This is a genomic window from Paenibacillus sp. SER-28, assembly GCF_052906305.1.
Genome location: NZ_JBRECM010000005.1, coordinates 88,274 through 114,364, shown reverse-complemented (window position 1 = coordinate 114,364; position 26,091 = coordinate 88,274). Strand labels below are relative to the sequence as shown.

The 26,091-nt window shown below is 47.3% G+C and carries 14 protein-coding genes; 12 read left to right on the top strand and 2 right to left on the bottom strand.

The features are described from left to right. The first annotated feature begins 31 nt into the window (after window positions 1–31). The 4 genes from rffA (at window position 32) to ACUYLD_RS14600 (ending at window position 3,659) form a co-directional block, all read left to right on the top strand. A complete protein-coding gene (gene rffA, locus ACUYLD_RS14615; RefSeq protein WP_446675369.1) occupies window positions 32–1,186 on the top strand; it encodes a dTDP-4-amino-4,6-dideoxygalactose transaminase in 1,155 nt (384 codons plus the stop codon). Beyond that, window positions 1,180–1,905 (top strand): GNAT family N-acetyltransferase, encoded by a 726-nt coding sequence (locus ACUYLD_RS14610; protein ID WP_446675368.1) that lies wholly within the window; start codon window positions 1,180–1,182, stop codon window positions 1,903–1,905. The genes rffA and ACUYLD_RS14610 overlap by 7 nt, the downstream gene beginning before the upstream one ends. Before the next feature lie 206 nt (window positions 1,906–2,111). After that, window positions 2,112–3,200, top strand: a complete 1,089-nt coding sequence (locus ACUYLD_RS14605; protein WP_446675367.1) for a hypothetical protein — start codon at window positions 2,112–2,114, stop codon at window positions 3,198–3,200. A 261-nt stretch (window positions 3,201–3,461) separates the two neighbouring features. Continuing rightward, window positions 3,462–3,659 (top strand): cold shock domain-containing protein, encoded by a 198-nt coding sequence (locus ACUYLD_RS14600; protein WP_013312263.1) that lies wholly within the window; start codon window positions 3,462–3,464, stop codon window positions 3,657–3,659. 159 nt (window positions 3,660–3,818) lie between these two features. On the opposite strand, the gene ACUYLD_RS14595 is transcribed toward ACUYLD_RS14600, so the two are convergent. Then, window positions 3,819–14,894, bottom strand: a complete 11,076-nt coding sequence (locus tag ACUYLD_RS14595; RefSeq protein ID WP_446675366.1) for a DUF7507 domain-containing protein — start codon at window positions 14,892–14,894, stop codon at window positions 3,819–3,821. Between the two features lie 434 nt (window positions 14,895–15,328). Here ACUYLD_RS14595 and hpf point away from each other — a divergent pair, with 434 nt between their 5' ends. From hpf to ACUYLD_RS14570, 5 genes are all read left to right on the top strand, one after another. Beyond that, window positions 15,329–15,889 (top strand): ribosome hibernation-promoting factor, HPF/YfiA family, encoded by a 561-nt coding sequence (gene hpf, locus ACUYLD_RS14590; protein WP_446675365.1) that lies wholly within the window; start codon window positions 15,329–15,331, stop codon window positions 15,887–15,889. 411 nt (window positions 15,890–16,300) lie between these two features. After that, a complete protein-coding gene (gene secA, locus ACUYLD_RS14585) occupies window positions 16,301–18,751 on the top strand; it encodes a preprotein translocase subunit SecA (RefSeq protein ID WP_069290528.1) in 2,451 nt (816 codons plus the stop codon). Between the two features lie 230 nt (window positions 18,752–18,981). Next, window positions 18,982–19,107 (top strand): hypothetical protein, encoded by a 126-nt coding sequence (locus tag ACUYLD_RS14580; protein WP_322251485.1) that lies wholly within the window; start codon window positions 18,982–18,984, stop codon window positions 19,105–19,107. An 88-nt stretch (window positions 19,108–19,195) separates the two neighbouring features. Further along, window positions 19,196–20,309, top strand: a protein-coding gene (gene prfB, locus ACUYLD_RS14575; RefSeq protein WP_103047450.1) for a peptide chain release factor 2 whose coding sequence is annotated in 2 segments (ribosomal slippage) — window positions 19,196–19,267 and window positions 19,269–20,309 — 1,113 coding nt in all. Because the reading frame shifts where the segments join, the coding sequence is not laid out codon by codon here. Window positions 20,310–20,406: 97 nt separating this feature from the next. After that, window positions 20,407–21,306, top strand: coding sequence for a YitT family protein (locus tag ACUYLD_RS14570; protein ID WP_235308283.1), 900 nt, complete (start codon window positions 20,407–20,409; stop codon window positions 21,304–21,306). Between the two features lie 94 nt (window positions 21,307–21,400). Here ACUYLD_RS14570 and ACUYLD_RS14565 read toward each other — a convergent pair whose 3' ends face one another. Then, complete coding sequence (locus tag ACUYLD_RS14565; protein ID WP_446675364.1) at window positions 21,401–22,321, bottom strand: SMP-30/gluconolactonase/LRE family protein; 921 nt, start codon at window positions 22,319–22,321, stop codon at window positions 21,401–21,403. A gap of 416 nt (window positions 22,322–22,737) precedes the next feature. On the opposite strand from ACUYLD_RS14565, the gene argC reads away from it, so the two are divergent. From argC to argB, 3 genes are all read left to right on the top strand, one after another. After that, window positions 22,738–23,787, top strand: coding sequence for an N-acetyl-gamma-glutamyl-phosphate reductase (gene argC, locus ACUYLD_RS14560; RefSeq protein WP_250260287.1), 1,050 nt, complete (start codon window positions 22,738–22,740; stop codon window positions 23,785–23,787). A 104-nt stretch (window positions 23,788–23,891) separates the two neighbouring features. Further along, window positions 23,892–25,118, top strand: a complete 1,227-nt coding sequence (gene argJ / locus ACUYLD_RS14555) for a bifunctional glutamate N-acetyltransferase/amino-acid acetyltransferase ArgJ (protein ID WP_446675363.1) — start codon at window positions 23,892–23,894, stop codon at window positions 25,116–25,118. A gap of 116 nt (window positions 25,119–25,234) precedes the next feature. After that, window positions 25,235–26,074: an acetylglutamate kinase gene (gene argB / locus ACUYLD_RS14550; protein ID WP_061829941.1), complete on the top strand. Its 840-nt coding sequence runs from the start codon at window positions 25,235–25,237 to the stop codon at window positions 26,072–26,074. Window positions 26,075–26,091: the final 17 nt, after the last annotated feature.

Genomic DNA, 26,091 nt, shown 5'->3' with positions numbered 1-26,091 from the left:
ACCACATAATTTGCTGAAATGAGAGATGATAATGATAAATTTCAATGTACCGGCAATCGTAGGCAAAGAAGGAGAGTATGTCGAAAAGTCATTTTCTAGTGGACATCTTTCGGGGGATGGAGAATTTACGCGTTTATGTGCAAACTGGTTTGAAAGAACTTTTGATGTAAAAAAAACATTAATAACGACTTCTTGTACACATGCGCTGGAGATGGCTGCTATTCTCTTGGATATCCAACAGGGTGATGAAATTATCATGCCATCTTATACGTTTGTATCCACTGCCAATGCCTTTGTTTTAAGAGGAGCTAAGATTGTATTCGTGGATATTCGACCTGATACTATGAATATTAATGAAGATCTTATAGAAGATGCGATCACAGATAGAACAAAAGCAATTGTCCCAGTGCATTATGCTGGAGTAGCTTGTGATATGGATAAAATTTTAGAGTTGGCGAATAGATACAATTTGGCAGTTGTGGAGGATGCAGCACAAGGGATTCTTAGCGAATATAAAGGAAAGAAACTGGGTACCCTTGGTCACTTAGGATGTATCAGCTTTCACGAAACCAAGAATGTACATTGCGGGGAAGGTGGCGCTTTGTTAGTTAATGATGAAACATTTATGGAAAAGGCTGAAATAATACGTGAGAAAGGGACAAACAGATCTAAATTTTTTAGAGGTCAGGTAGATAAGTATACTTGGGTTGACATAGGTTCTTCCTACCTCCCTAGTGAACTGAACACTGCATTTTTAATGGCACAACTTGAAGCCTCAGAAATGATTACAAAGAATAGATTGGTTAGCTGGAATTTATATTTTAATCTATTACAGCCTTTGAGTGAATTAAATTTAATCGACTTACCATTTATACCTCTTAATAGTACCCATAATGCTCATATGTTTTATATTAAAGTAAGAGATTTAGAAATAAGAACCGAACTATTGAATTTTTTGAAAAGACATGAAATCATGGCTGTTTTTCATTATGTGCCGCTTCATAGTTCCGAGGCAGGATTAAAGCATAGTTCATTTATTGGTGAGGATGCCTATACAACTAGAGAGAGCGAACGCTTAATTAGATTACCTCTCTATTATAATATAAAAGAGTCAGATATAAATAAGATTGTAGATTGTATATACGATTTTTTTCGACAGTATAGTTGGAGGGATTTAGGATGCTAAGGCTTTTGCATTGGGATTCTATTTTTTTTGCTATGAATATGGCGGAAGTTTCTACTACTTCCCCAGTTACAAGCTCATATTTTCAACATGTGATAGAAAAGAATCAATTAGATTTTATACAAGCACTTTGTAAAATTGATGATATAACGACTATTCATTTTCTCGAAAATGAAAATTTCCACTTAGCAGATACTAAAGTAACATTTGAGACTAGAATAGATACTAATGCACAGAATAAAAGTTCTCTTGTATTAGCAACGGAGCATGACTTTCCTGTTTTACAAAATATGATGACTGGATTATTTAAGGATAGTAGATATTCTTGTTATCCACATATTTTTAATATTGAAAAAGTGGATGAGTTATATAAACTATGGGTGAAAAAGTCTATTACTGGTGCGTTCGATGATTATTGTCTTGTCATTAAATTAAATGGAGAAATTATTGGATTTGTGACAATTAAAGAAAATCTAATAAATAGAAAGGCAAGAATCGGTCTTTTAGGAATTGATCTGAAACATCAAAGCAATGGAATAGGCACGAAGTTGCTAACAGAATTAAAGGTGTTTCTTGAAAGCAGGCCGATTGAACAACTAGTAGTTTCAACACAAGGTCGAAATTACAATGCATTGAATTTATATATAAAGTGTGGTTACAGAATTCAAAAAATGGAAAGTTGGTATTATTGGACGAGGAAGTCGAAAGAAGGGTGCACATGAAACTTTCTAGCTTTCCAAGATGACAGTGCTCTCTTTGTATGATGAGGGTGCTGATCAAGACTCATTCATAGATTCAACGTAAGATCGTCTAAGACGAAACCTTAGAATAAAGGATAATTAAGTATTTTATAGAATTAGTACATCATCCATAGGGATTATTTTCAATCTATGAATAATTTTAAATATTCTGAGAAGGGATGATGTTTATGAAGTGGGGAAAATATCTTTCAGGAATTTTATTAGCCATTTTAGTTTTAAGTAGTATGTCAATAGCTCCAGCCTCGGTTGAGGCCAGTTCATCAAGTACGACGGAGAAGGGGAGCCCTACGCCATTTTCGGTCAGTACGACTCAAATGCTGGAACCTACCAGCACGACTGAGGCTGTATATGGTGAGACTCTTAAAGTGAACAATCACCGGGTTACATTAATGTCTAATTTCAATGTGAACGGTGACCTCATGAGTTTCACTGATTCTTTAACGACAACTGATCCAACAGATTTTTGGTTTTTTAACGTACCTACGGATAGAAGCATTCTGGCTCAGATCAAATCCAGTAATCCCAATTATAGATTTGATTTGTATTCGATTGATTGGAGCACGGGTACAGCAAGTTTGACGGGTTTTGGAGGAAAGGCCTCTGAATTGAAGTTTGCTACAGACTTAAAAGCAGGGGACTGGGGACTTCGTGTTACCTCCACAGGAACGGTAGGTGAAAGCTATAGTATCCACATGAATGCGGCCTCGCCAGCGGATACACCGATTAATGGTAAGACGGCCAAGCTAACATCTTACTCTAACAATTTGTTATATACGGTCATTGAGTATCCAAACGGAGATATTAAGGTGAATGGGACCCAAATTGCCAATACAACGGTGGCAAACCCGAATTTGGAATGGTCAAGAGAATTCAACTTTTCCAGTGGGGGCAGTTATTCTTCAAGGAGTCATAATGTATCAGATGTTCGGATTAAAAATATCACTACGCCTGTGAAGTATACCTCAAATTATGCAAGCTCGGATAATGCTGTTCTGATTGTTCTAAATGCAGACACGCTTTTTACCTATTTTGAATCTGCATATAGTTCTGGCAACCCACCGTATCACAGTTCCTCTTTTGTTGACACCAGTGGCAGAACTACGCCGAGACGCCTAGATTTTATTGATATGGCTGGAGATCCAGACATTCTTGTGTATGATCTGGATACAAAGAAAGTAATTGATTTTGTAAGTAATTTGAATTACTACTATGCAAAAGGAATTGAGCCCCAGCCAACGGTAGTTTACTATAATTAGGTAAAAAAGAAATAACAAAAATTTTCAATGTTTTTCCCCTATAAGTTTCAAACATTCACAAAGAGTTTACTATACAAGTATAGTAAACTCTTTTGCCTAATATATCATTTCAATCTATAGGAATAGGTCGCTTTGTAAAATTGGAATAACTATGAATGAAAACATTATCAATTCCAATTGACAATGGATAACTTTGGGTGGTATAGTCGGAAATGTGGGCGAGAGCTTCACTTCATTTGATGACGAAGGGAATGTTAGTGCATGCAAGGTAAAGTAAAATGGTTTAACGCAGAAAAAGGTTATGGTTTCATTGAAACGTCTGACGGCGGCGACGTATTTGTACATTTTTCCGCAATTCAAACAGAAGGCTTCAAAACACTTGAAGAAGGACAAGACGTGGAGTTCGACATTGTCGAAGGCGCACGTGGACCACAAGCCGCTAACGTAACCAAATTATAATCATCCCCGGCATAGCCGACCTACATAATTGGTAAGATGGTTAGCAATGGATAACGCGCTAGCAACTGCCCTGGAATATATTCCAGGGCTTTTTTATGTTATCTAATTACATAAAAAAGCCCCTTACCCAGTGGTAAGGAGCTTAACACAATAGAACTTTTACTCTAGAGAACCATCAAAGTCAGCCATTTCCACAAAAATGGTATTGGAGGAGGCAGATTGTTTCTCTACGCTTCCGTCTGGATAACGGAATTGATAGCGCAGGATAACCTGGGCGATCAGATACGCGCGGAGCGCAGATTCGATGTCGAAAGAGAATACGATGACTGCTTTGTGGTTTGGATCAAGCCGACCTAACGGAATACCTTGGAGCAGGTTAGGATGCGGAAGTGGCACAGAATTCACGGTGACCGTTCGTAGCAAAATGAAATCTTCGGCTGCAAATGGTGCAGTGAGCAAGAGCTCTTCCAGTGGGGTGTTTCCGATGTTTTCCACATAGACGGTAAAGGACAGGGTATCTTCTTGGCCGACACGCAAAGCGCTGGAGCTAAGCGTAAGTTTAGGGATGGCTGCAATAACGGTCACGCCGACGGTGTTGGTCTGGGAGGTTTCCTGAATGGTCTCTCCTCCACTACGACGTGAGGTATATTCGATGGTGGCCTGGTTGCTGAATGTTCCATCTGCAGGTGCTTCACGGATTTGTGCCTGTAATGTAAGGGTGAGCGTCTCCCCTGGTGCAATATCCGGGAGCGTGATACCTGCAGCGAGATTAGCGCCTGGCTGTGCTTTTTCTTGAATAGTCAGGCTGTTGGGTACATAAATGAGTCCATGCGGCAAAGGGTCTGTGAACAGCGGATACTGCGCTGTGATTCCCCCTTTGTTAGTAATCTGTATGGTGAAGGTGAGTGTGTCGCCTACAGAGGCATCCGTGGTACTCACCTTTTTAACTAATTCGAGCAGTGGGAATACAACTGGGATCGTAACGGTATTGGTATTCAATGTCCCCGATACGACTCTTCCTCCAGGTAACGTAAACGAGTAGGCAAAGGCAGCTTGATTTACGATGTAGCCGGATGGAGGCGCCTCTAATACGGTCACTTGATAAGTCAGTGTCAATGACTGTCCGGGTTCCACAGACCCAAGGCTAACACCGACAGCAGGATCGACTCCCGACAGTGACTGACCATTCAACTGTATGCTGTCAGGAATCAATAGAGTCCCGGCAGGAATGAAATGTTGCAGTGTAACTTCGGATGTTACGTTGCCAAAGTTGTTGAGCAGTACCGTATAAGTAAGGCTTTCTCCTGCGATGGCCTCTGTATTCTCCGTAGAGATACTTGCGGCAAGCTGTGGATCAAAAACAGTTATAGTCACGGTGTTGCTGGTAACCTCGCTCGCACCGTCACTGCCAGCATATTGAAGCCGTACGCTATTGTTTAGACGTCCTCCGAGAGGCAGAGACTGAACGTTCACGCTGTAGGATACATCCATTGTCTGTCCCGCCTGTAAGCTGCCGATAAATAATGGTTCACCCGGCTTGCTAGCAGCAGGTGGAGAACCGTTAATTCTCAAGCTATCCGGGTTTATGATGGTTCCATTCGGTACGTAATCGGCTAATACTACATCGGTAATGACCGAGCCTCCATCGTTAACAAGAGTCAGCTGATAAGGTACAGCATCCCCTAATGTGACAGTAGACACTGTTGTGCGTAGCACGGCTGACAAGGCTCCTCTAGCAGTAGGGGCTACTTTAACCGAGACAGAAGGTGAAGCAGTTACCAGATTCGTGCTTCGTCCGTCGGGCAGCTGGTAGGAGTAAGCCAGCGAAGCTTGATTCACCAGTGTGCCAGACTCGGAGGCACGAATGACAAGCGCGGAGAAGACGGTAGTCGTTTTTTCTCCTGGTGCGATGGTGCCTAGGGCAATGCCTTGCCCTGGACGGACCCCATATTGAGGGATTCCATTAACCGAAACAGAGCCAGGAACAAAAGCAAGCTCCGATGGCAATGAGTCCGTTAACAAGCCAAACGCACCGATATTTCCCGTATTTTCTGTGACGATAGAATAGGTGATGCTTTGGCCTGGCTGTACGCTCTCCGTGCTGGCTGTTTTCGTCAGTTTCACCACAGGCTGAAGTAAGGCAATGGTGACAGCATTGGACAAAACGGCACTCGCTTCTTCACCATTTGAGAGTAACAAGCGCGCCTGATTCGTACGTGGTCCTGGCTGTTCTGTCGCTGTGATACGGACATCAAAGGATATGACAGTCTTGGTATTCGCTTCTAACGGTGGCAAAGGTATGCCAGTGTCGGGATCGCTTTCTGCCACCGTAGATCCATTAATCTGAACTGAACCTGTAATAAACTCGATGTCCTCTGGCAAAGTGTCCAGCAAACGGGCATCTTGCACGGTATACGTATCCTCGTTGAGGATCACGAGTTCATACGTCAAGGTATCGCCTGTAGTGGCGAAAGGTGAGCTTACGCTTTTACTTAATGTGATGTCTAGCGGTGACACGGCTACCTCAACAATGTTGGATAAATGGAAACCGCCTGCCTCTCGCCCATCTGGTGCATTAAAGCGATAGTCTACCTCAGCCTGATCGACTAGTAGTACGGTTGCAGGGATGGAGGATACCAGCACTTGGAAAGTGACGGTTGCCGATTGTCCTGGTGGTATGGCTGGAGTCGAGATGCCAGAAACCGGGCTTGCACCGGGAGCTGCAATGCCGTTAATCGAGACTGTGTTCGGAAGGAATACAGAGCCGTCTGGAATATTGTCACTTACAGTAGTCGAGGCTGCAATGTTACCCGTGTTGGATACGACAATCGTGTAAGTGATGATGTCTCCGACTGTGGCATTATTGGTATTGCTTGTTTTGACTGCTGTCAGGATCGGCTGGAAGACCGAAATGGTTATCACATTAGATGTTGAGCTGCCAGTAAATACTCCGCTGGTAAAGCTAACGGATGCCTGATTGGTTAATTGTGCCGGTGTTGGCAGGAAGTCGACTCGAACCTGGAACGTAACGGTAGTAACAGCTCCTGGAGCGAGCGTACCGATGGCAATGCCAAAGCTAGGGTTTCCATCAGGGAAGGAAGTGCCGTTTATGGTAACACTGCCATTTACAAAGGAGCTTCCCGCCGCAATCATATCTGAAACCACTATATTATTGGCTGTACTGATCCCATTGTTGGAGACAGCCAGTGTGTAGGTGATGATATCGCCAATAATGGCGTCGGTAGCCGCCGTTCCTTTGACAATGCTAACGTCTGGTGAGGATACAGAGATACTAACTGAATTGGATACCGCAGATCCAGATACAGTCCTGCCATCTGGTGGTTGGAAAGTGAATGAGCCTGATGCCTGATCGACCAGTACCTGTGGATTAGGCAGAGTATTGATAACGGTTTGGAACGTTACAGATACCGTTCCGCCTGGCAACACGGATCCAACTGGAACGCCAGTTTCGATGGACAATCCAGGTTGTGGACTGCCAGCAATGCTGACACTGTTGGCAAGGAAAGTCGATCCGGCCGGGATGTTATCGCTGATGGTAAGCGCTGCTGCAATATTGCCGCTATTCACGGCCGTAATCGTGTAGGTCAGTGTATCGCCGACGGAGGCGTTAAGAGTGCTGGATGCCTTAGTAATTGCAATTAACGGTTGGAACACAGGTACGATGAGTGGATCGGAAAAGGCAGTGCCAATGAACGTTCCGCTAGTAAATGTGACGGCTGCAATATCTGTGAGCAGTGGTGGCTGCGGCAAAGACTGGACAGTCGTTTGGAAACTGACAACGAATGTATTTCCAGGTGCGACGTTTCCAATGGCAATTCCAGCAACCGGAGAGGCATTAGGGAAGGCTACTCCGTCGATTAGGACACTGCCCGGAACGAAGGAGGTACCTGCAGGAATTGTATCGGTTACAACAGTATCCGTGACTGAATCCACACCGCTATTTGTGATGCTCAGTGTATATCTGATCGTATCTCCGACTACAGCGGCTGCCAGACTGGATGTTTTCGTCACCTGAATATTAGGTGCAGACACAGCAACATTGACTGTATTGGATGTGACGGAATCACTCAGCACCCTACCATCTGGCGGTGAGTACGTAAAGTTTGCTTGCCCTTGGTCGGTCAATACAGGCGGAGTTGGCAGAGACGAGACGATAGTTTGGAAGCTCACTGTAATACTGCCTGAAGGGGCCAGTGATCCGAGCGTTATGCCTGTAACTGGCGAAGCCCCTGGTACAAGGATGCCGTTAACGACTACGCTGTTAGGCAGTAGTTCAGAACCTGCAGGAATGTTATCCGACAGCACAGGTATAACGGCAATATTTCCGGTATTGGTGAGCGTCAGGGTATAGACCAATGTTGACCCGATCTGTGTATTAACAGTATTGACGGTTTTGGTCAGGCCGATGATCGGCTGATAAACGGGCAAGGTGACCGGATCGGATTGCGAAGACGAGGTCAACGCGCCTGAAGTAAAGCTGACGGTCGCTTGATTGGTTATTTGCGGCGGCTGCGGCAGATTAACGACGGAGACCTGGAATGTAACTGCTGCCGAACCACCTACTGCAATGGTGCCTACAGGGATACCGGAGCTTGGCGACGCAGCAGGCACCGAAGTTCCATTCACGGTTACGCTACCCGGAACAAAGCTGGTACCGGGTGGCAGTGGATCAGATACAACGGCATTGACGACTTGACTGATTCCGTTATTCGTAGCAATCACAGTATACGTAATGGTATCTCCGACTACGGCATCTGTAGCGGAGGCTGTTTTGATAACGCCCACATCTGGCGAAGAGACCGAGACGGTCACAGACGGAGATACTGCACTTCCAGTCAGGACACGACCATCTGGAGGTTGATAGCTGTAAGCTGCGGTCGCCTGATTGACCAATGTACCTGATGCGGGCAGTGAGGTAATGACTGCCTGAAAGGTCAGAGTGACAGTCGTAGCTGCACCTATGATACCTAATGAAATCCCAACACTTGGATCTGAACCAGGTGCGGCGGTGCCATTGATCACTACACTATTAGGTATAAAAGCAGCCCCTGCCGGAATGGGATCACTAAGGACGGTATCTGCGCCGATGTTTCCAGAGTTCGTAACGGAGAATGTATAGGTTACAGTATCTCCAACCGTAGCTCTTCCCGTTCCCGCGCTTTTAGTTACAGTGACGATCGGTTGATACACAGGGATGGTAACGGGATTGGATACCGAAAATCCATTAAATGCACCTGAAGTAAAGCTGACGGTCGCTTCATTGGTAATGGACGCTGGCGAAGGCAGTGATTGTACGTTAAGCAAAAAGCGAATGGTGGCTCCGCCCCCAGCTCCAAGCGTTCCGACAGGAATGCCGTTTTGCGGATTGGCTGTAACAACAGGAGTGCCATTGATTGTAACGCTGCCCGGGACAAAGGCAGTTCCAAAAGGAATGGTATCTGTGACGATTACGTTAGTAACCGGATCGAGTCCGTTATTGAACGCAGTTATGACATAGGGGATAGAATCACCCACGACAGCGACAGCCACATCAGCTGCCTTCGTGGCGGTAACATTCGGTGATGAGATCGGAATGGATACAGGTAGGGCTGCACCATTTCCGGTCAGCGTTCGTCCATCTGGTAGCTGGAACGTGTAGTTCACAGTGGCCTGGTTGGTTAATATGGAGCCAGGTGGTACTGATATGACCACGGCGCTAAACGAGACGGTTACCGTCGCACCTGGGGCGACCGAACCGATATTAATGCCTGTAATCGGGTCTGCTCCGGGAATGGGCGAACCGTTGACCAGTACGCTATTTTGATTCAGGCTAAGCGAGCTGGACAACAGATCAAGCACGACCGTTTCTGCGGGCGCGTTGCCGGTATTGGTTACAGTGATGAAAAAGCCAAGTGTATTCCCTACGGTTGCACGATCTGCACTGAGGGTATTGGTCACATTCAGGATCGGCTGTAATACAGGCAGGCTGACCTGATTTGAGACGGATTGACCTGCGAAAGCCCCGGAATTAAAAGAGACCGTTGCCTGATCCGTTGACAAACCTGACGCTGGCAAGGATGTTACCGTGGTCTGGAAGGTGACCGTTACTGAGCTGGCAGCAGGGACAGTGCCTACGGATACGCCTGTGGCGATGTTGGCTCCCGGTATAGTGACACCATTGACTTGTACGGAGTTAGGTATAAAAGTAGTGCCATCAGCAATCGGGTCGATAAAGACAGTTCCCGTCACGGGTGTAATGCCGCTATTTACTGCATTAATGGTATACGTAATGGTATCGCCGAAGGCAACAGAAGTCTGATTGACCGTTTTGGTCACGGTGACATTCGGATTGGATACGGGAATGAACACCGGATTCGATTGTGCGCTCCCATTTAATGTGCGGCCGTCAGGTGGCTGGAAGGTGAATGTGGCCGAACCTTGATTTAATAGACCCAGGCCAGCAGGGACAGCGTTAATGACCACTTGAAAGGTAAGGGCGACAGAAGCCCCTGCTGCAATGTTTCCGACCACTACCCCTGATTGAGGATTGGCTCCAGCAACAGGCAGACCGTTCACGGTGACGCTATTCGGTATAAAGGAGGAGCCTGATGGAATGGCATCGGTGAAGCTGGCGGTCGCTGCTAGATTACCTGTATTTTGGGCGGTGAGTGTATAGACTACGGTGTCGCCTACCGTTGCTTGACTCGTATTTGCGATTTTAACAAGACTGATAATAGGCTGGTAAACAGGGACGACCACTGTGTTGGAGAGTGATGTGAAGTTCAGTGTACCGCTGGTAAAAGAAACTGTAGCCTGATCACTCAGCTGAGGGGGGTCAGGCAGGCTGTTGACAGACACGGAAAAGGTGACGGTTGTTGACGCTCCAGCAGCGATGGAACCGATTGGTATCCCCGTTAAGGGGCTGGCTGACGGCAATGTCGTTCCATTTACAATAACCGAGCCAGGAACAAAAGTGGAGCCCGACGAGATCGTATCGTTTACCCGAACATCCGTCACGGTTTGGACTCCGCTATTGGTAGCTGTAATGGTATAAGTTATTGTATCACCGGGAACTGCGTCAGCTACCGAAGCACTTTTGCTTACCTGCACATTGGGTGATGATACAGGAATTGTGACAATATTGGACGAAACATTGCCGTTAACAATCCGGCCATCCGGCGGTTGAAAGGAAAAGCTGATATTCGCCTGGTCGGTGAGTTGGGGAGGTAAAGGCACGGAAGTAATCACCACCTGAAAAGTTGTTTGAGTCACGGCTCCAGGTGCAATGGAGCCAATAGACAGACCTGTTTCGGGACTGGCACCGGGAATAGGAACACCGTTGACAACCACACTGTTCGGTACCAGTGCTGAGCCTGCGGGGATATTGTCTATCAATGTGGCAGCAGCTGCAATATTACCGCTGTTGGTTACTGCCACAGAGTACGTTACGATGTTTCCGACTGTGGCTGATATAGGCTCGGCCGTTTTGCTTACGCTTAACACCGGAGCGTTCAAAGCCACTGTCACCGGGTTAGATACGGATACGCCTGAAAAAGCACCGCTGGTGTAGCTGACACGCGATTGATTGGTGAGCTGCGGCGGACTTGGCAATGGAGAGGATACCGTTGCCCTGAAAGTGATCGTAGCTCCCCCTCCAGCGGCAATGCTCCCAATTACGATACCTAAAGACGGATCTCCACTGGCTATTGTGGAGCCATTCAGCGTTACGCTACCCGCAGTGAATTGAGAGCCGGCCGATATAGGATCGGAAACGACCACATTGCTCACGGTCTGGATTCCGTTGTTGAGTACGGTCAGGGTGTATAACACCGAATCACCCGGAATGGCGGTGGAACGGTCTGTAGTCTTCGAAATGGACACATTCGGCGCTGACAGAGGAATGGATAATACGTTGGACGATGTGCTATCTGTTCGCACTCGCCCATCGGGCAACGTAAAGGAAATGGCGGCGGTGGCCTGGTCTGTCAGTTGGGATGGTGTTGGAAGAGAAGCCACTACAGTTTGGAATGTCAATGTGATAGGGCTTTGCGGCGACACGGTTCCGATGAAAATACCTGCTGCTGGACTGGCTCCGGGCTGACTAACACCATTGATTACCACGCTGTTCTCCATAAATGTGGACCCGGCAGGAATAGCATCTGTCAGCGTTACAGAAGCGTTATAGTTGCCGCTGTTCGTGACCAACAATGTGTACAGAATCGTGTCGCCTATCGTAGCTGCTGTTGTATTTGCAGATTTGGCCACACTGATGCGAGGCTGATAAACCGGCACAGAGACGGTATTTGTCTGGGATGTTCCGGTAAAAGCACCGCTGGTGAAGCTGACACTGGCTGTGTTTTGCAGCGGCTGTACGGACGGAACGGCATTGACCAGCACAGCGTAGGACACCTGCACGGATGCGCCTGCGCCAATGGTGCCGACTGGAATCCCACTTCTTGGATCGGCTGTGCTCACAGGTGATCCACCGACGGTTACGCTTCCGGGCACAAATGACACGCTGCCGGGGAGTGGATCGGTAATCACGGTGTTTGTGATGGGGTCAATTCCGTTATTAACGGCGTTCACGCTGTAGGTCAGTGTTTCGCCAACACTAACGGATGTGAACCCCGCAGACTTGGTTACTGCTACGTTGGGAAGCGAAATCGATACGGAAACAATATTGGAAAGAAGTGAGCCCGACAGGGTTCTTCCGTCTTGCAACTGATATGAATATTGGAGCAGGCCCTGATCGTTTAACCCACCCCCGGGTGGTAGGGAATCCACTGTCGTCCGGAATGAGACTGTAATTTGTGCACCAGGGCTTAAGGTGCCCACTGAAATTCCCGTATTAGGATTGGCGCCTGGCACTGAGGACCCGCCGACAATGACGCTTCCGGGAATAAAGGTGGAGCCTGTCGGTACAGTTTCCGTCAAGGTTGTGTTTAATACGGCTGTTCCGGTATTAGCGATGAGAAATGAATAAGTAATCGTCCCGCCAACGCTGGCACGGTTGGAGCTTGCGCTTTTAGTAATCGTCGGCGCTGCAATAACGACTGGTATGGTTACAAGATTGGATAAAGATGATCCGGTAAAGGCCCCGGAAGTGAAGCTGACAGTTGCACGATTGTTGATCTGTGTAGGAGAAGGCAGAGAATTAATGGCTGCCCGAAATACAACCGTAACCGATGCGCCTGGAGCTAAAGTGCCGATCGGAATGCCATTCACAGGTGTAGCAGTCGCAGAAGCAGTTCCGTTCACGGTGACGCTACCAGGTACAAAGGCAACTCCGCTTGGCAGCGGATCGGTAACGACTACATTGGTCACATTGGCGATTCCGTTGTTTGTGGCGGTTATGGTAAATTGAACAGTCTCTCCGACTACGGCTGCTGCCAGGGAAGAGGCTTTTGTCACGGTCACATTTGGTGAGGATACGGGAATGGTGAGCGTGTTGGACGTGCCGCTTCCGTTCAATACACGTCCGTCAGGCGGTGTGAAGGTATACGTGTAAGCCGCCTGATCGGTCAGATTACCAGAGGCGGGAACCGCGTTGACGAGAGTCTGGAAGGTCACGGGTATAGTAGCACCTGTATTAATCGTTCCTACTGAAAAACCAGTAGCGGGATTGGCAGCAGGCACGGAAGAGCCACCAATGGTCACACTGCCCGGTATGAAGGATGATCCGGCGGGAATACTCTCCGAAAAGCTGAGATTTGCAGCAATGCTGCCTGTGTTGGATATTTGAAACGTGTACGTAATCGTATCTCCAACTGTAGCAGCCGTTGTATTGGCACTTTTAACAATCCCGATGACGGGCTGGTAAATCGGTGTACTGGCAGTGTTGGACGGAACGTTGCCAGAAATGACAGGTCCTCCAGGCACGGTTTGAAAGGAAAAGGATGCCGATGCCTGATTGCCCAGCTGGGTGTTTGCTGGCAATGAAGTGACGGTTGCACGGAATGTAATGGTCACCGTGGAAGCAGGAGCTACACTGCCCACTGTGATACCTGTAGCGGGATTGGCTGTTGGCTGGGCTGTGCCCGCGACAACAACACTGCCGGGTACGAAGGTAGCCCCGGCTGGTATGGTATCGGTAAGCACTGTGTTGGAAGCACTGACGAGCCCCGTATTCGAAATGTTAACCGTATAGGTAACTGTATCGCCAATAACCAAGCCTGTAGAGCTGGCAGTTTTGGACAGGGTCACCAGCGGAGCATTGATATCAATTTGAATGGCATTGGCATTTACAGTGTAAATGTCGCCATTTGTTGTCAGCTGGAGGACGCCTGTGGTTTGGCTGTTGAGCAGCGTGGAGGAAATATCGACATTGGTAATGTCCCAGCCTTGCCTTCCGCCCGTCACCTGCGTTCCAGGTGCCCCATTCACGGCATTAGTTGTACCGAAGGTCCCGGTCGTAACCAATGTACCGTCGTCTCCGTTTATTTGAGAAGCGAAAAAATTAGTTGAAAAATTATTAGGCCCAGACAGCGCAGTCAAACTGGATGTGGTAGGTCCAAACAACGCACGGTCACCAGTGATATCCACGTCACCCTCTTGGGCGCTAATCAGCGCCCTACCGCGCAAAGTCCCCTGTACGGGCGTGGCAAAGCCACTCACCACCACATTAACCGAGCCTGTAGCGGTACTGACCCCTTCACCACCAACGCGTAGCGACAGGTTACGGAAGGGCAGAGATGGGTTATTGTACACCACAGCCAGCGTCCAGCCGGCATGGTTGGTGTTGGTGGAATCGGGAACCGTGATGGTGCCCGTCACATTTCCGACCGTGTATGCCCCTGCACCGCCTTGAATGACTAGATTTGTGACATTCGCTGTTCTCACATAGGTACTGAGACTGGTGACGTTGACTGATGTTGCAGATTCAGGACTGACCGTAGTAGATAAAGCAGGTGTCTGAAATGTGACCGGGTTGTTGGTGCTGGACAATACATTGGTACTGCCGTTGGCATAACTTCCTCCCCAAATAAGCTCAGCGTACAGCACCGTACTGCCCGCAGGGAGCACAAGGAATGCTGTCGATGAGTTACTGGTAAAGGCAGAAGTCGTGCCAAATGGATACGTGCCGAAGCGAGAGGCTGTATTGGTTGTGATGAACGCGCCAATGCTGGTCGTTGTTCCCGGCACTCCTACCGAATTAGAGCGTGCCAGCCCAAGTGTATTCCCTATAAAGGTGACAGCCCCCGTCTGGTTCGTTACGTAACGCTGAATAAAAGCCATGGATTAGCTCCTACTTTCCATCTCTTCCAAATCCGTTATCTTGGGATCTCCGTATAGGGAAGAGCCAGCTAGGCTGGGTGTAATAATCCTTTCGTATAAATTGTCTGGGTTGTAACCAGGCCTTGCATACCGCACAAGTCCATGTACCTGTCCAGCGGGAAAGGGACACCCCCTTTTTCGATAAAAATCGCTTAGCATGAAGCCCAAAATAGTTGTTTGTCATGACGTCAGCGGAGCAATATTCGTATATGCACTCATTATTCACATATGTATGCAAGTCGATTTTAAACATACCTGTTTTCAAAGAATGACGTTATCGGAAGCGTTTTAGCGAAAAAAGAAGAATTTTGTAAAATAGCTTCGGAATGTTGGTCTCTTTTTTTACTTGGCGTTAACATATGTGCTATACTGAAGGGGCAAAGGAGGCGTGCCCTATGAACTTAACAGTACGAGGTCAACAGATCGAGGTTACCGACGCTTTGAAGGACTACGTTGATAAGAAATTCAGCAGACTTGAAAAGTATTTCGATGCACCCCCGACGTCTGATGGAAGTGTAACGTTAAGCACAACCAGAGATTTGCACACTGTAGAAGTAACCATTCCTTTGCCGGGGCTTGTACTCCGTGCCGAAGACGAGAGCGATGGCATGTATGCATCCATTGATGCCGTGGTAGACAAGCTTGAACGGCAAATTCGCAAGCACAAAACCAAGCTAAACCGAAAATTCCGTCAGGAAGGCAGTTTGAAAACCCTTTTTGTGGAAGATCCGGCAGGTGGCGTGGCTGTTGCTGAAGATGAGGATGTAGAACTGGATGAGCTGGAAGTCGTCCGCACCAAGCGTTTCTTATTGAAACCTATGGATGTGGAAGAAGCTATTCTTCAAATGAACATGGTTGGACATAATTTCTTTGTATTTTCCAATATTGACAACGAAGAAGTTAACGTAGTTTATAAGCGCAATGATGGTAAATACGGTCTGATCGAACGGGAATAGCCTGTGAAGTAGGAACTTTTCACATTTTAAAATGAATAGAACGATTTCGATTGAAGCATGCTTCATGGATATTAGGAAAATGAAAACAACACGAGCCTTATCCTTGCGAACCTGGCGGGATAGGGCTCTTTTATATGTTTTTTATAAATGTAAGGAAAATTTAACTTGGATAAGTGTAACCAAGTTGTGTATTTCGTGCGTCAATTGTTTTGGTATCTTTAACCGGATGCAAATCTGGAGGCTGCTTGTGTTGCGGCATGTCCTACAAACTGTTACAATTTATGCAAAGAACATCGCACGATGGGCTGGTACAGCCGGGCCTGTCAAACATATCGGGAATCAATTTCATCATGGACCCTTTCTTATTGTGAAATTGATTCTATTAATTGTTTTGCGTGAAAGGGGTAAACCATGCTAGGAATTGTTAAGAAAATCTTCGGAGATACCAATGAACGTGATGTCAAGCGTTTAATGAAGACGGTTGAACTGATCAATAAGATAGAGCCGGATTTCGAAAAGCTCTCGGATGAGGAGTTGCAAGCGAAGACGGAGGAATTTAAAGCTCGGGTCGAACAAGGGACTACGGCTGAAGAAATTTTGCCGGAAGCTTTTGCAACGGTTCGTGAAGCGTCCAAACGGGTGCTGGGTAAACGTCATTATGACGTACAGTTGCTCGGCGGTATTGCGCTGCATGAAGGTAAAATTGCCGAAATGAAAACCGGTGAAGGTAAAACACTGGTAGGAACACTGCCGGTTTATTTGAATGCTCTGTTGGGCAAAGGCGTGCACGTGGTTACGGTCAATGACTATTTGGCGCAACGTGACAGCGGAGAAATGGGACAGATTTATAACTTCCTGGGAATGTCCGTAGGCCTGAATTTGGCCAATATGGATCATGCCGCCAAGCAGGAAGCGTATGCTTGTGATATCACGTACGGTACAAACAACGAGTTCGGGTTCGATTATCTACGCGATAATATGGTGCTTTACAAAGAGCAGATGGTTCAACGTCCGTTGTACTTCTGTATCATTGATGAGGTCGATTCCATTCTCGTCGATGAAGCTCGTACACCATTGATTATTTCAGGACAAGCTCAGAAATCGACAGAGCTGTATTTCGCGGCCGACCGGTTTGTGAAGAGCCTGAATGTTGAAGAAGATTACACGCTGGATATTAAGGTGAAGTCGGTTGCTTTGACCGAAAACGGCGTATCCAAAGCTGAAAATTTCTTTGGTCTCGAAAACTTGTACGATCAGGAAAGTGTTACAATCAATCATCACATTGTACAGGCATTGAAGGCTAATGCTATTATGCGTTTGGATGTGGATTATGTCGTAGCTGACGGTGAGGTTCTGATTGTCGATGAGTTTACAGGTCGTCTGATGGCTGGACGCCGTTATAGTGATGGTTTGCATCAAGCCATTGAAGCGAAGGAAAACATCATTGTACAAAATGAAAGCATGACGCTAGCGACGATTACATTCCAAAACTATTTCCGTATGTACCGCAAATTGGCGGGGATGACGGGTACAGCGAAAACAGAAGAAGAAGAATTCAAAAAAATATATGGTCTGGAAGTGCTCCAAATCCCGACGAATCGCCCCAACCAGCGTGTGGATATGCCTGACGTAGTGTACAAGAGCGTAAAAGGCAAATTCCATGCAGTGGTAGATGAAATTCTGGAGCGTAACAAAAAGAACCAGCCGATATTAGTAGGTACGGTTTCTATTGAAAACTCGGAGCTTCTTTCTGAAATGCTGAAACGCAAAGGCGTTCGTCACAAAGTGCTTAACGCCAAGTATCATGCTGAGGAAGCTGAGATTATTTCCCGTGCAGGTGAAGCTGGCGCAGTTACCATCGCTACCAACATGGCTGGACGCGGTACTGACATCGTACTGGGCGAAGGCGTATCAGAACTCGGTGGTTTGCACATCATCGGTACAGAACGTCATGAATCCCGTCGTATTGATAATCAGCTTCGCGGACGTGCAGGACGTCAGGGTGATCCGGGTTCCACACAGTTTTACTTATCGCTGGGCGATGAGTTAATGAAGCGTTTTGGTGCGGACAACGTACTGAATATGATGGAGCGGTTGGGTTTCGAGGAAGACCAACCTATCGAGAGTCGTATGATTACACGTGCTATCGAATCAGCTCAAAAACGTGTCGAAGGCAACAACTTTGATCAACGTAAAGTCGTTCTCCAGTATGATGATGTAATGAACCAGCAGCGTGCTATTATTTACAAGCAACGCCGTGAGGTGCTGGAATCAGAGAACATCAAGGAAATTGTGTTTGACATGATCAAGCCTGTCATTGAGCGTGTGGTGGAAGCTCATTGCGGTGATGACATTCCTGAAAACTGGGAACTTGAAGAAGTAGCAGAGTATGTGAACAACAACCTGCTTGAGGAAAATACACTTACACGTGACGACCTGTGGGGCAAGGAAAAAGAGGAGATCGTGGATATGATCTTCGAAAAAGTTACCAACAGATACCACAGCCGTGAAGAAATGATTGGCGAAGATATGGTACGCGAGTTCGAGAAAGTTATCGTACTGCGTGCAGTCGATAGCAAATGGATGGACCATATTGATGCTATGGATCAATTGCGTCAAGGTATTCACTTGCGTGCTTACGGCGGTACCGATCCGCTGCGCGAATATCAATTTGAAGGCTTCGAAATGTTCCATGCTATGATTGCTAGCATCCAAGAGGAAGTAGCGACATACATCATGAAAGCACAAATTGAATCCAATCAAGAGCGTCAAGCTGTCATCGACGAAGACAAAATCTCGACGAGTGGTGAACCCGCGGCTCCTAAAAAGAAATCCGCTCCTTCGCGTCCGCGTAGAAAATAACGGATTGAAATTAAGGGAGAAATCTTGAGATACACTATTCCCTGCAGTGCATATAATGGCAGGCGGCAGTTCAACCACTGACCGTCGGCCATTTTGTGCCATACAGGGGATGCACTGATGTTTTCAGCTTATAGCGTTTTTGTTGGAGGATCGGTTTGATATCGATGGATGGTTAATTGCTCTTAAATTTTTTGAAAACAATTATGACAAGCAAGAGGATCTTAGCTTGCTTGTCAGTTAATTCAGCTCTTGACTCGGCTCACATACCTGAGCCGATTATCTATAAGTCGTTTGACTTTACGGCGGTTGGTAGCGAAGCGGAGGATTTGAATCTGGAGAAGCGTCAGCGTTCGTAAGATCAAATCATTCGCGCAGCGCCTACCCACCAGCCGTAACTCACAACGCTCCATCCCCCTAACCATATATTAAAAGGAGAATGACATCATGATTGATCCAAGTGTAAAGCATGATTTGCGAGAAATAGGCAAGAAACTAACAAACCTTAGGGGGTCTCTTTGACTTAGATCTCAAACAGGAAATGATCGCAAACTTTGAAGTAAAGATGGCTGCACCTGACTTTTGGGATGATAATGATAAGGCTCAAGGTGTAATTGCAGAAATGAACGCTGTTAAGTCATCAGTAGACAGCTATGAACAGCTTCGTCAGGAATATGAAGACGCTGGTATGATGGCTGAGCTGGCTGATGAGGAAGGCGATGAAACACTGGCTGGAGAGATCGAGAACAGTGTCACTTCTCTGCTGAGCAAGCTTCAGGAGTTTGAATTGCAATTGCTTTTGAATCAGCCGTATGACAAACTTAATGCCATTCTGGAGCTGCATCCGGGAGCAGGCGGAACGGAGTCCCAAGACTGGGGGCAAATGTTGCTACGGATGTATACACGCTGGGCTGAAAAACGGGGCTTTAAGGTAGAGACCCTGGATTATCTAGCGGGTGATGAAGCAGGGATTAAGAGCGTAACCCTATTGATCAAAGGTTATAATGCGTACGGTTATCTGAAAGCGGAGAAAGGCGTGCATCGGCTGGTTCGTATCTCTCCATTTGATTCCTCCGGCCGTCGTCATACATCGTTCGTATCCTGTGATGTGGTGCCGGAAATTGCGGATGATGTGGATGTTGAGATCCGCACGGAAGATCTTAAAATTGATACGTACCGGGCCAGTGGTGCGGGCGGTCAGCATATTAATACGACCGATTCAGCCGTTCGGATTACGCATTTACCTTCCGGTATTGTCGTGACCTGTCAAAATGAACGTTCCCAGATCAAGAACCGAGAGCGTGCTATGACGATGCTCCGTTCCAAGCTCTATGAGCGTAAGATCGAAGAGCAGCGTCAGCATTTGGACGAAATCCGCGGAGAACAGTCCGATATTGCATGGGGCAGCCAAATTCGCTCCTACGTGTTCCATCCATACAGCATGGTTAAGGATCACCGTACTAGCGTGGAGACTGGCAACGTAGGAGCTGTCATGGATGGCGATCTCGATCCGTTCATCGATGGTTACCTGCGCAGCCAAATTAAGCTGGACGCAGAATAATAGCCTGTACGTTTTCCTACAGTCCGCAGACCATGTGCCTGCGGACTGTAGGAATTTTTGTGTAACGGTATTTTTTAACTAAAGGAGAACACGAATGATGTTTCAATTGAATCCTCCCGCTGCCCGCCGAAGACGACGCAAGCCTCTGATTGCCGCCAGCGGACCCGCACGCAACGTGACCGATATTTTGCTGATTATACTCGGCTCTTTCATTACAGCGTTGACCTTTAACATGTTCTTGCTCCCAAACCGGATTGCATCCGGGGGTGTATCGGGCTTGTCAATCTTGGGCGAGGACCTGTTTGGCCTGGAACCCGCCTATACGCAGTGGGGAATGAATATTCCGTTATTTATAGCAGGGGTCCTGCTGTTAGGGAAAAAATACGGTTTACGTTCTCTGCTGGGAAGTATTATGCTCCCGCTATTCGTTTATGTGACGAAGGACTGGGCAGTACCGACAACAAATCCGTTGCTGGCTTCGCTATATGGTGGAATCGGAGTAGGGCTGGGTTTGGGTACCGTGTTTCGGGGTAGGGGCTCGACGGGTGGACTGGCTATTTTGGCGCAGATTATTCAAAAGTATACGGGTTTTAGTCTTTCTCTCTGTGTCATGTTGATGGATGGCACGGTGATTACACTGGCTGGTTTCGCCCTCTCGCCGGAACGGGCGCTGTATGCGTTGATCGGCTTGTTTGTAACGGGCAAGGTCATTGATGCCGTGGAAATGGGACTGAGCTACTCCAAAGTGGCTTACATCATATCCAATCAGAAAGAAACGATCACGCAGGCTATTTTGCAGGATTTGGACCGGGGATTGACAGAGCTGGCGGGACGGGGCGGTTACACGAACGAAGAACGTCCTGTGCTTATGGTTGTAGTCGGACAAAACGAGGTAACTCGCCTTAAAACGCTCGTCCGCTTGGTAGACCCAGAAGCCTTTGTGATTATTAGTAATACTCGTGAGGTATTGGGTGAAGGGTTTAAGAAGGAAAGCTGAAACCAAGAGGGCCTTCTGGAGGCATGCTCTTAACTGAATCCATGCAGGAGAGCCCACTACATTAGTGGGCTCTTCTCTCTTCAGAATGGCTTTACTAGATTCTTTTTACTAATCGTTCAAGCCAATTTGCCGTTTGTCCTTGATTGAAATACGAGGTTGCCGTCCCTTTTACGCCTGTTTTTACCATGAATAGACCGCCTGCTAAGGGTTGATCGGCACTATTATCATCTTGAGCAGTCGTAATATATAACTCATCCAGATGTTCACCGCCAAAAGTGCACGAAGTCACACAATTGACGGGGAGTGACACCTCAGCAATCACTTCTCCATGAGCAGGATGGATACGGGAGACCCGTTTACCGCCCCATCTCGCGATCCACAACATGCCCTCTGCATCGATTGTCATGCCATCTGGATACCCTTCACTTTCATCCAATCTAGCCACCAGTTGCTTATTCCTAATCGTGCCTTGTGCCACATCGTAATCGAAGGAGACGACCTCCAATGTTGGAGTATCAATGAAATACATTGTACGATGATCTGCGCTCCAGGCTAATCCATTAGATATGGAGGCTTTATCAACCAGTAAGGAGACATGGCCTTTTGTGCTCAAACTATACAATGCCCCTTGCGCGTGTTCGTCATTTAGGCTCATTGTTCCTGCTAAAAAACGCCCTGCAGGATCGCATTTTCCATCATTAAAACGATTACCTAGTCTACCTTCCTCAGGATCATGGATCAATACTTTGGCCCCTGTCTCAATATCCAAACAATATAGACCGCTAATCAGCGCTACGATCACTTTATTTTTGAGATAAGGTACAACTGCACCAATATGTTCACCAACATCTATTGTACGATCTGTGCACGTAGAAGGATCATAGATATGCAATTGAAAGCCTTCAATATCGACCCAAAATAAACGCTGAAACCGCTGATCCCAGCTGGGACCCTCGCCTAACTTTGCTTTTGCATCTATAACGATATTCGCTGTATATGTTTCGATGTGTAGCACTCCTAACGTTTTGGTTTATTTTCGACCCTAATTATCCGCTTCAGCGGCTCCTCTGCGCAGATTCACTAGATGCAGCCCATGTGATTTGCTCTTGTGTGTAGTGCTGCGTGTACTCCCTTCATGTTCAACAAGCTCATATAGTGCAGCAAATGACCAATCGAGATGAATACCAATATGTGAAATAATTTAAAGGGAATATCCCCCTTTTCTTTATGCAAAACGGCAGACTGTATTCAAGAGGCCCTCTGTCTATTTTTTATTTCCTTTATTATAGCCTGTACTGCCTGCCCGTCAAAAGAATAGGTAAGAGCGCATATTTTAAATTTGGAGGAATAACATGACATGAGGTGTTGTATTTATATGAATAGAGTCGTATAATAATACATATTTCATAGGAACGGAATGGAGGAAGGTCTGTGAGCAGCAAGTTAAAAGTGGCAATTGTCGGTTCCACCGGGTATGGCGGGGTGGAGCTGATTCGTTTTTTGGTTCATCATCCGCAAGTAGAGATTGTATCTGTTATTTCTTCATCCAGCGCGGGTGTCCCAATCAGTGACGGGTTTCCACATCTGACGGACATTGTGGTGCAGGATTTGGACGGTGTCGAAGTCCACGAAATTGCTGCCAAGGCCGATCTGGTTTTCACTGCTACGCCATCGGGCGTTAGTACTAAGTTAGTGCCGCAGCTTCTTAATGCCGGACTGAAGGTCATTGACCTTTCCGGGGACTTCAGGCTTCGAAGCGGAGAAACGTATGAAGCATGGTATAAAAAGCCTGCGGCTTCACCCGAGTATCTCAAGCAAGCAGTATACGGACTCAGTGAGGTGTATGCAGAAAAGCTGGCGGGCGTTTCTTTTATTTCTAATCCAGGCTGTTATCCGACCGCAACATTGCTGGGCATTATTCCTGCGCTGAAAGCGGATTGGATTGACCATCGGTCGCTGATTGTAGATGCCAAATCCGGGGTATCCGGCTCAGGTAGGGGCACAAGCCTCGTTTCGCATTATGCGGAAATGAATGAGAATTTTAAGGCTTATAAGGTGAATAAGCACCAGCACATCCCTGAGATCGAACAGGTACTGGGTGATATTGCGGGCGAGGACGTAACGATTACGTTTACGACACAACTTGTTCCCATGACCCGAGGAATTATGAGTACAATTTATGTCACGCTGAAGGGTGACCATACAGATCAGGATCTTATCGGGTTATACCGGGATTATTATAAAGGGCATCCTTTTGTCCGTGTACGCGGCGAAGGTATATGGCCAGCAACGAAGGAAGTATTGGGTTCGAATTACTGCGACATCGGTTTTGCAGCAGATGCTCGAACCGGGCGCCTTACGATTATTTCCGTCATTGATAATGTTGTGAAGGGTGCCGCTGGACAGGCGATTCAGAATTTAAATTTGATGATGGGATGGGAGGAGAACCTCGGGCTGGGCTTCATACCGGTATATCCGTAAGTAGCAAGTAACCGCAACATTGGATACGGAAACGTCAGCGAGCGGAATTTCGAATACAGGCAGCTGTCATTCATCGAATATGTTGCGAACGAGGGCACATAATTATGGGCAAAGTAGAGTTTACAGTAGTAAACGGAGGCAACATCGTAACTCCGCGTGGCTTTACAGCCGGAGGATTACACTGCGGACTGAAAAATTCGTACCGCAACGATATGGGCGCGATTCGTTGCGAGGTAGAAGCGACAGCTGCTGCGGTGTACACCACCAATGTGTTTCAGGCTGCACCGCTGAAGGTGACCCGCGAGAGCTTGGCAGATGGCCGATTGCAGGCAGTAGTGGTGAACAGCGGGAACGCCAATGCCTGCACGGGACAACAAGGAGAGCAGGATGCCTACGCTATGCGTTCGGCTGCGGCTCATGAACTGGGTGTTGCTGAGAGCAATGTAGCCGTCGCCTCGACGGGCGTGATCGGCGAGCATTTGAAAATGGATTGTGTACTTGGCGGTATATCCTCCTTACCTGACCGTATGAACGGGGCAAACGATGGAGCAGAGCAGTTTACGCAAGCCATTCTGACAACGGATTTAGTTAAAAAGGAAGCGTGTGTGGCGGTTGAAGTGGACGGTGTGACCGTACACATCGCCGGGGTGGCCAAGGGCTCGGGCATGATACATCCGAATATGGCAACAATGCTCGCTTTTATGACCTGTGATGCAGCGATCGGACAGACGGCGCTTCATCAACTATTAAAGCAGGCAACGGATACCAGCTTTAATATGATTACGGTGGATGGGGATACGAGCACGAACGATATGCTAATCGCCATGGCGAGCGGACTGGCTGGCAATCGTGAGCTGCACGTTGGGCATCCCGATTGGGACGCTTTTGCCGAGGCGTTCACCTATATCTGCCGAGAGCTGGCGAAGGCAATTGCTCGCGATGGAGAGGGTGCTACGAAGCTGGTAGAGGTGTCTGTAAGCGGAGCAGTAAGCGATGCGTCCGCTCAAGCGATAGCCAAGACGGTGGTTGGGTCCAGTCTGGTCAAGTCAGCCGTCTTCGGAGCAGATGCGAATTGGGGACGGATTATTGCGGCCGTAGGGCGTGCTGGAGAGCCCGTTAATCCAGATACGGTAGATATTCGCTTGGGTGATATTGTTGTGCTAAGCCAATCGAGTCCGGTCGCTTTTGACGAAGAAGAGGCGCTAGCCTATTTGAGGGGAGATACGGTGCAAATTATTGTTGATTTGCATCACGGGAACGGAACCGCTACAGCATGGGGCTGTGACCTAACCTATGATTATGTGCGGATTAACGCTGCTTATCGGACATAGAGACCAGAATAATACGGATTGAATAAGGATAGTAGATAATAGAAGCAACGGGCGGATGGAAGTCCAGTATCATTTGAAAATTGCACGGATATGCAGAGAAGAAAAGGAGAGATGATATGCAATCGGCAGTGGAACACGCGGATCAAGCGAATCATGCGGGAGTGGCACGTCGTAATTTTGTGATGAAATGCGGAGGAAGTACGCTGGCTGCGTTACCTGATTCCTTTTTTGAAGATTTGGCGCGTTTGCAGTCGGAAGGTCTTCAACCTGTCATTGTACATGGCGGTGGCCCTGCGATTTCCGATAACTTGGCGAAGCTGGGGATCGAAACAGAGTTTATTCATGGATTACGCAAAACGACCGAACCTGTGCTGGATGTCGTGGAAATGGTACTGGCAGGCAGCATTAACAAGCAGATTGTACGTAGAATAGGGATGCATGGGGGCCGAGCGTTGGGGTTGTCAGGCAGTGATGGCTATTTAATCGAAGCCAAGCCTGTGTCGAATGCCGCTGAGGTCGGTTGGGTCGGAGAGGTAACGTCCGTTCAAGCCTCGATTATTACAGGTGTACTGGATATGGACTATATGCCTGTTATTGCACCCATCGGGATTGATCGATCTGGTCAGCGTTACAACATTAATGCGGATACAGCGGCGGGTGCGGTAGCCTCTCATCTGGGGGTCAGTCGGATGATCGTCGTTACAGATGTACCAGGTATATTGAAGAAGTATGGCGGAGAAAAGAAAGTGCTGGATTCTATCACCGTACAGGAGATTGAGGATATGATCAGCACAGGTGAAATATATGGTGGTATGATCCCGAAAGTGAGAGCGGCTATTGCCTGTATCCACGGCAAAGTGAAGGAAGTCGTCATTGTGAACGGTAGCGAACCGCAGGTACTTAGCCGTGTGCTGGGTGGAGAATCGATTGGAACACGCATCGTGCGTATGCAGTAATTGCAATATATAGCTCG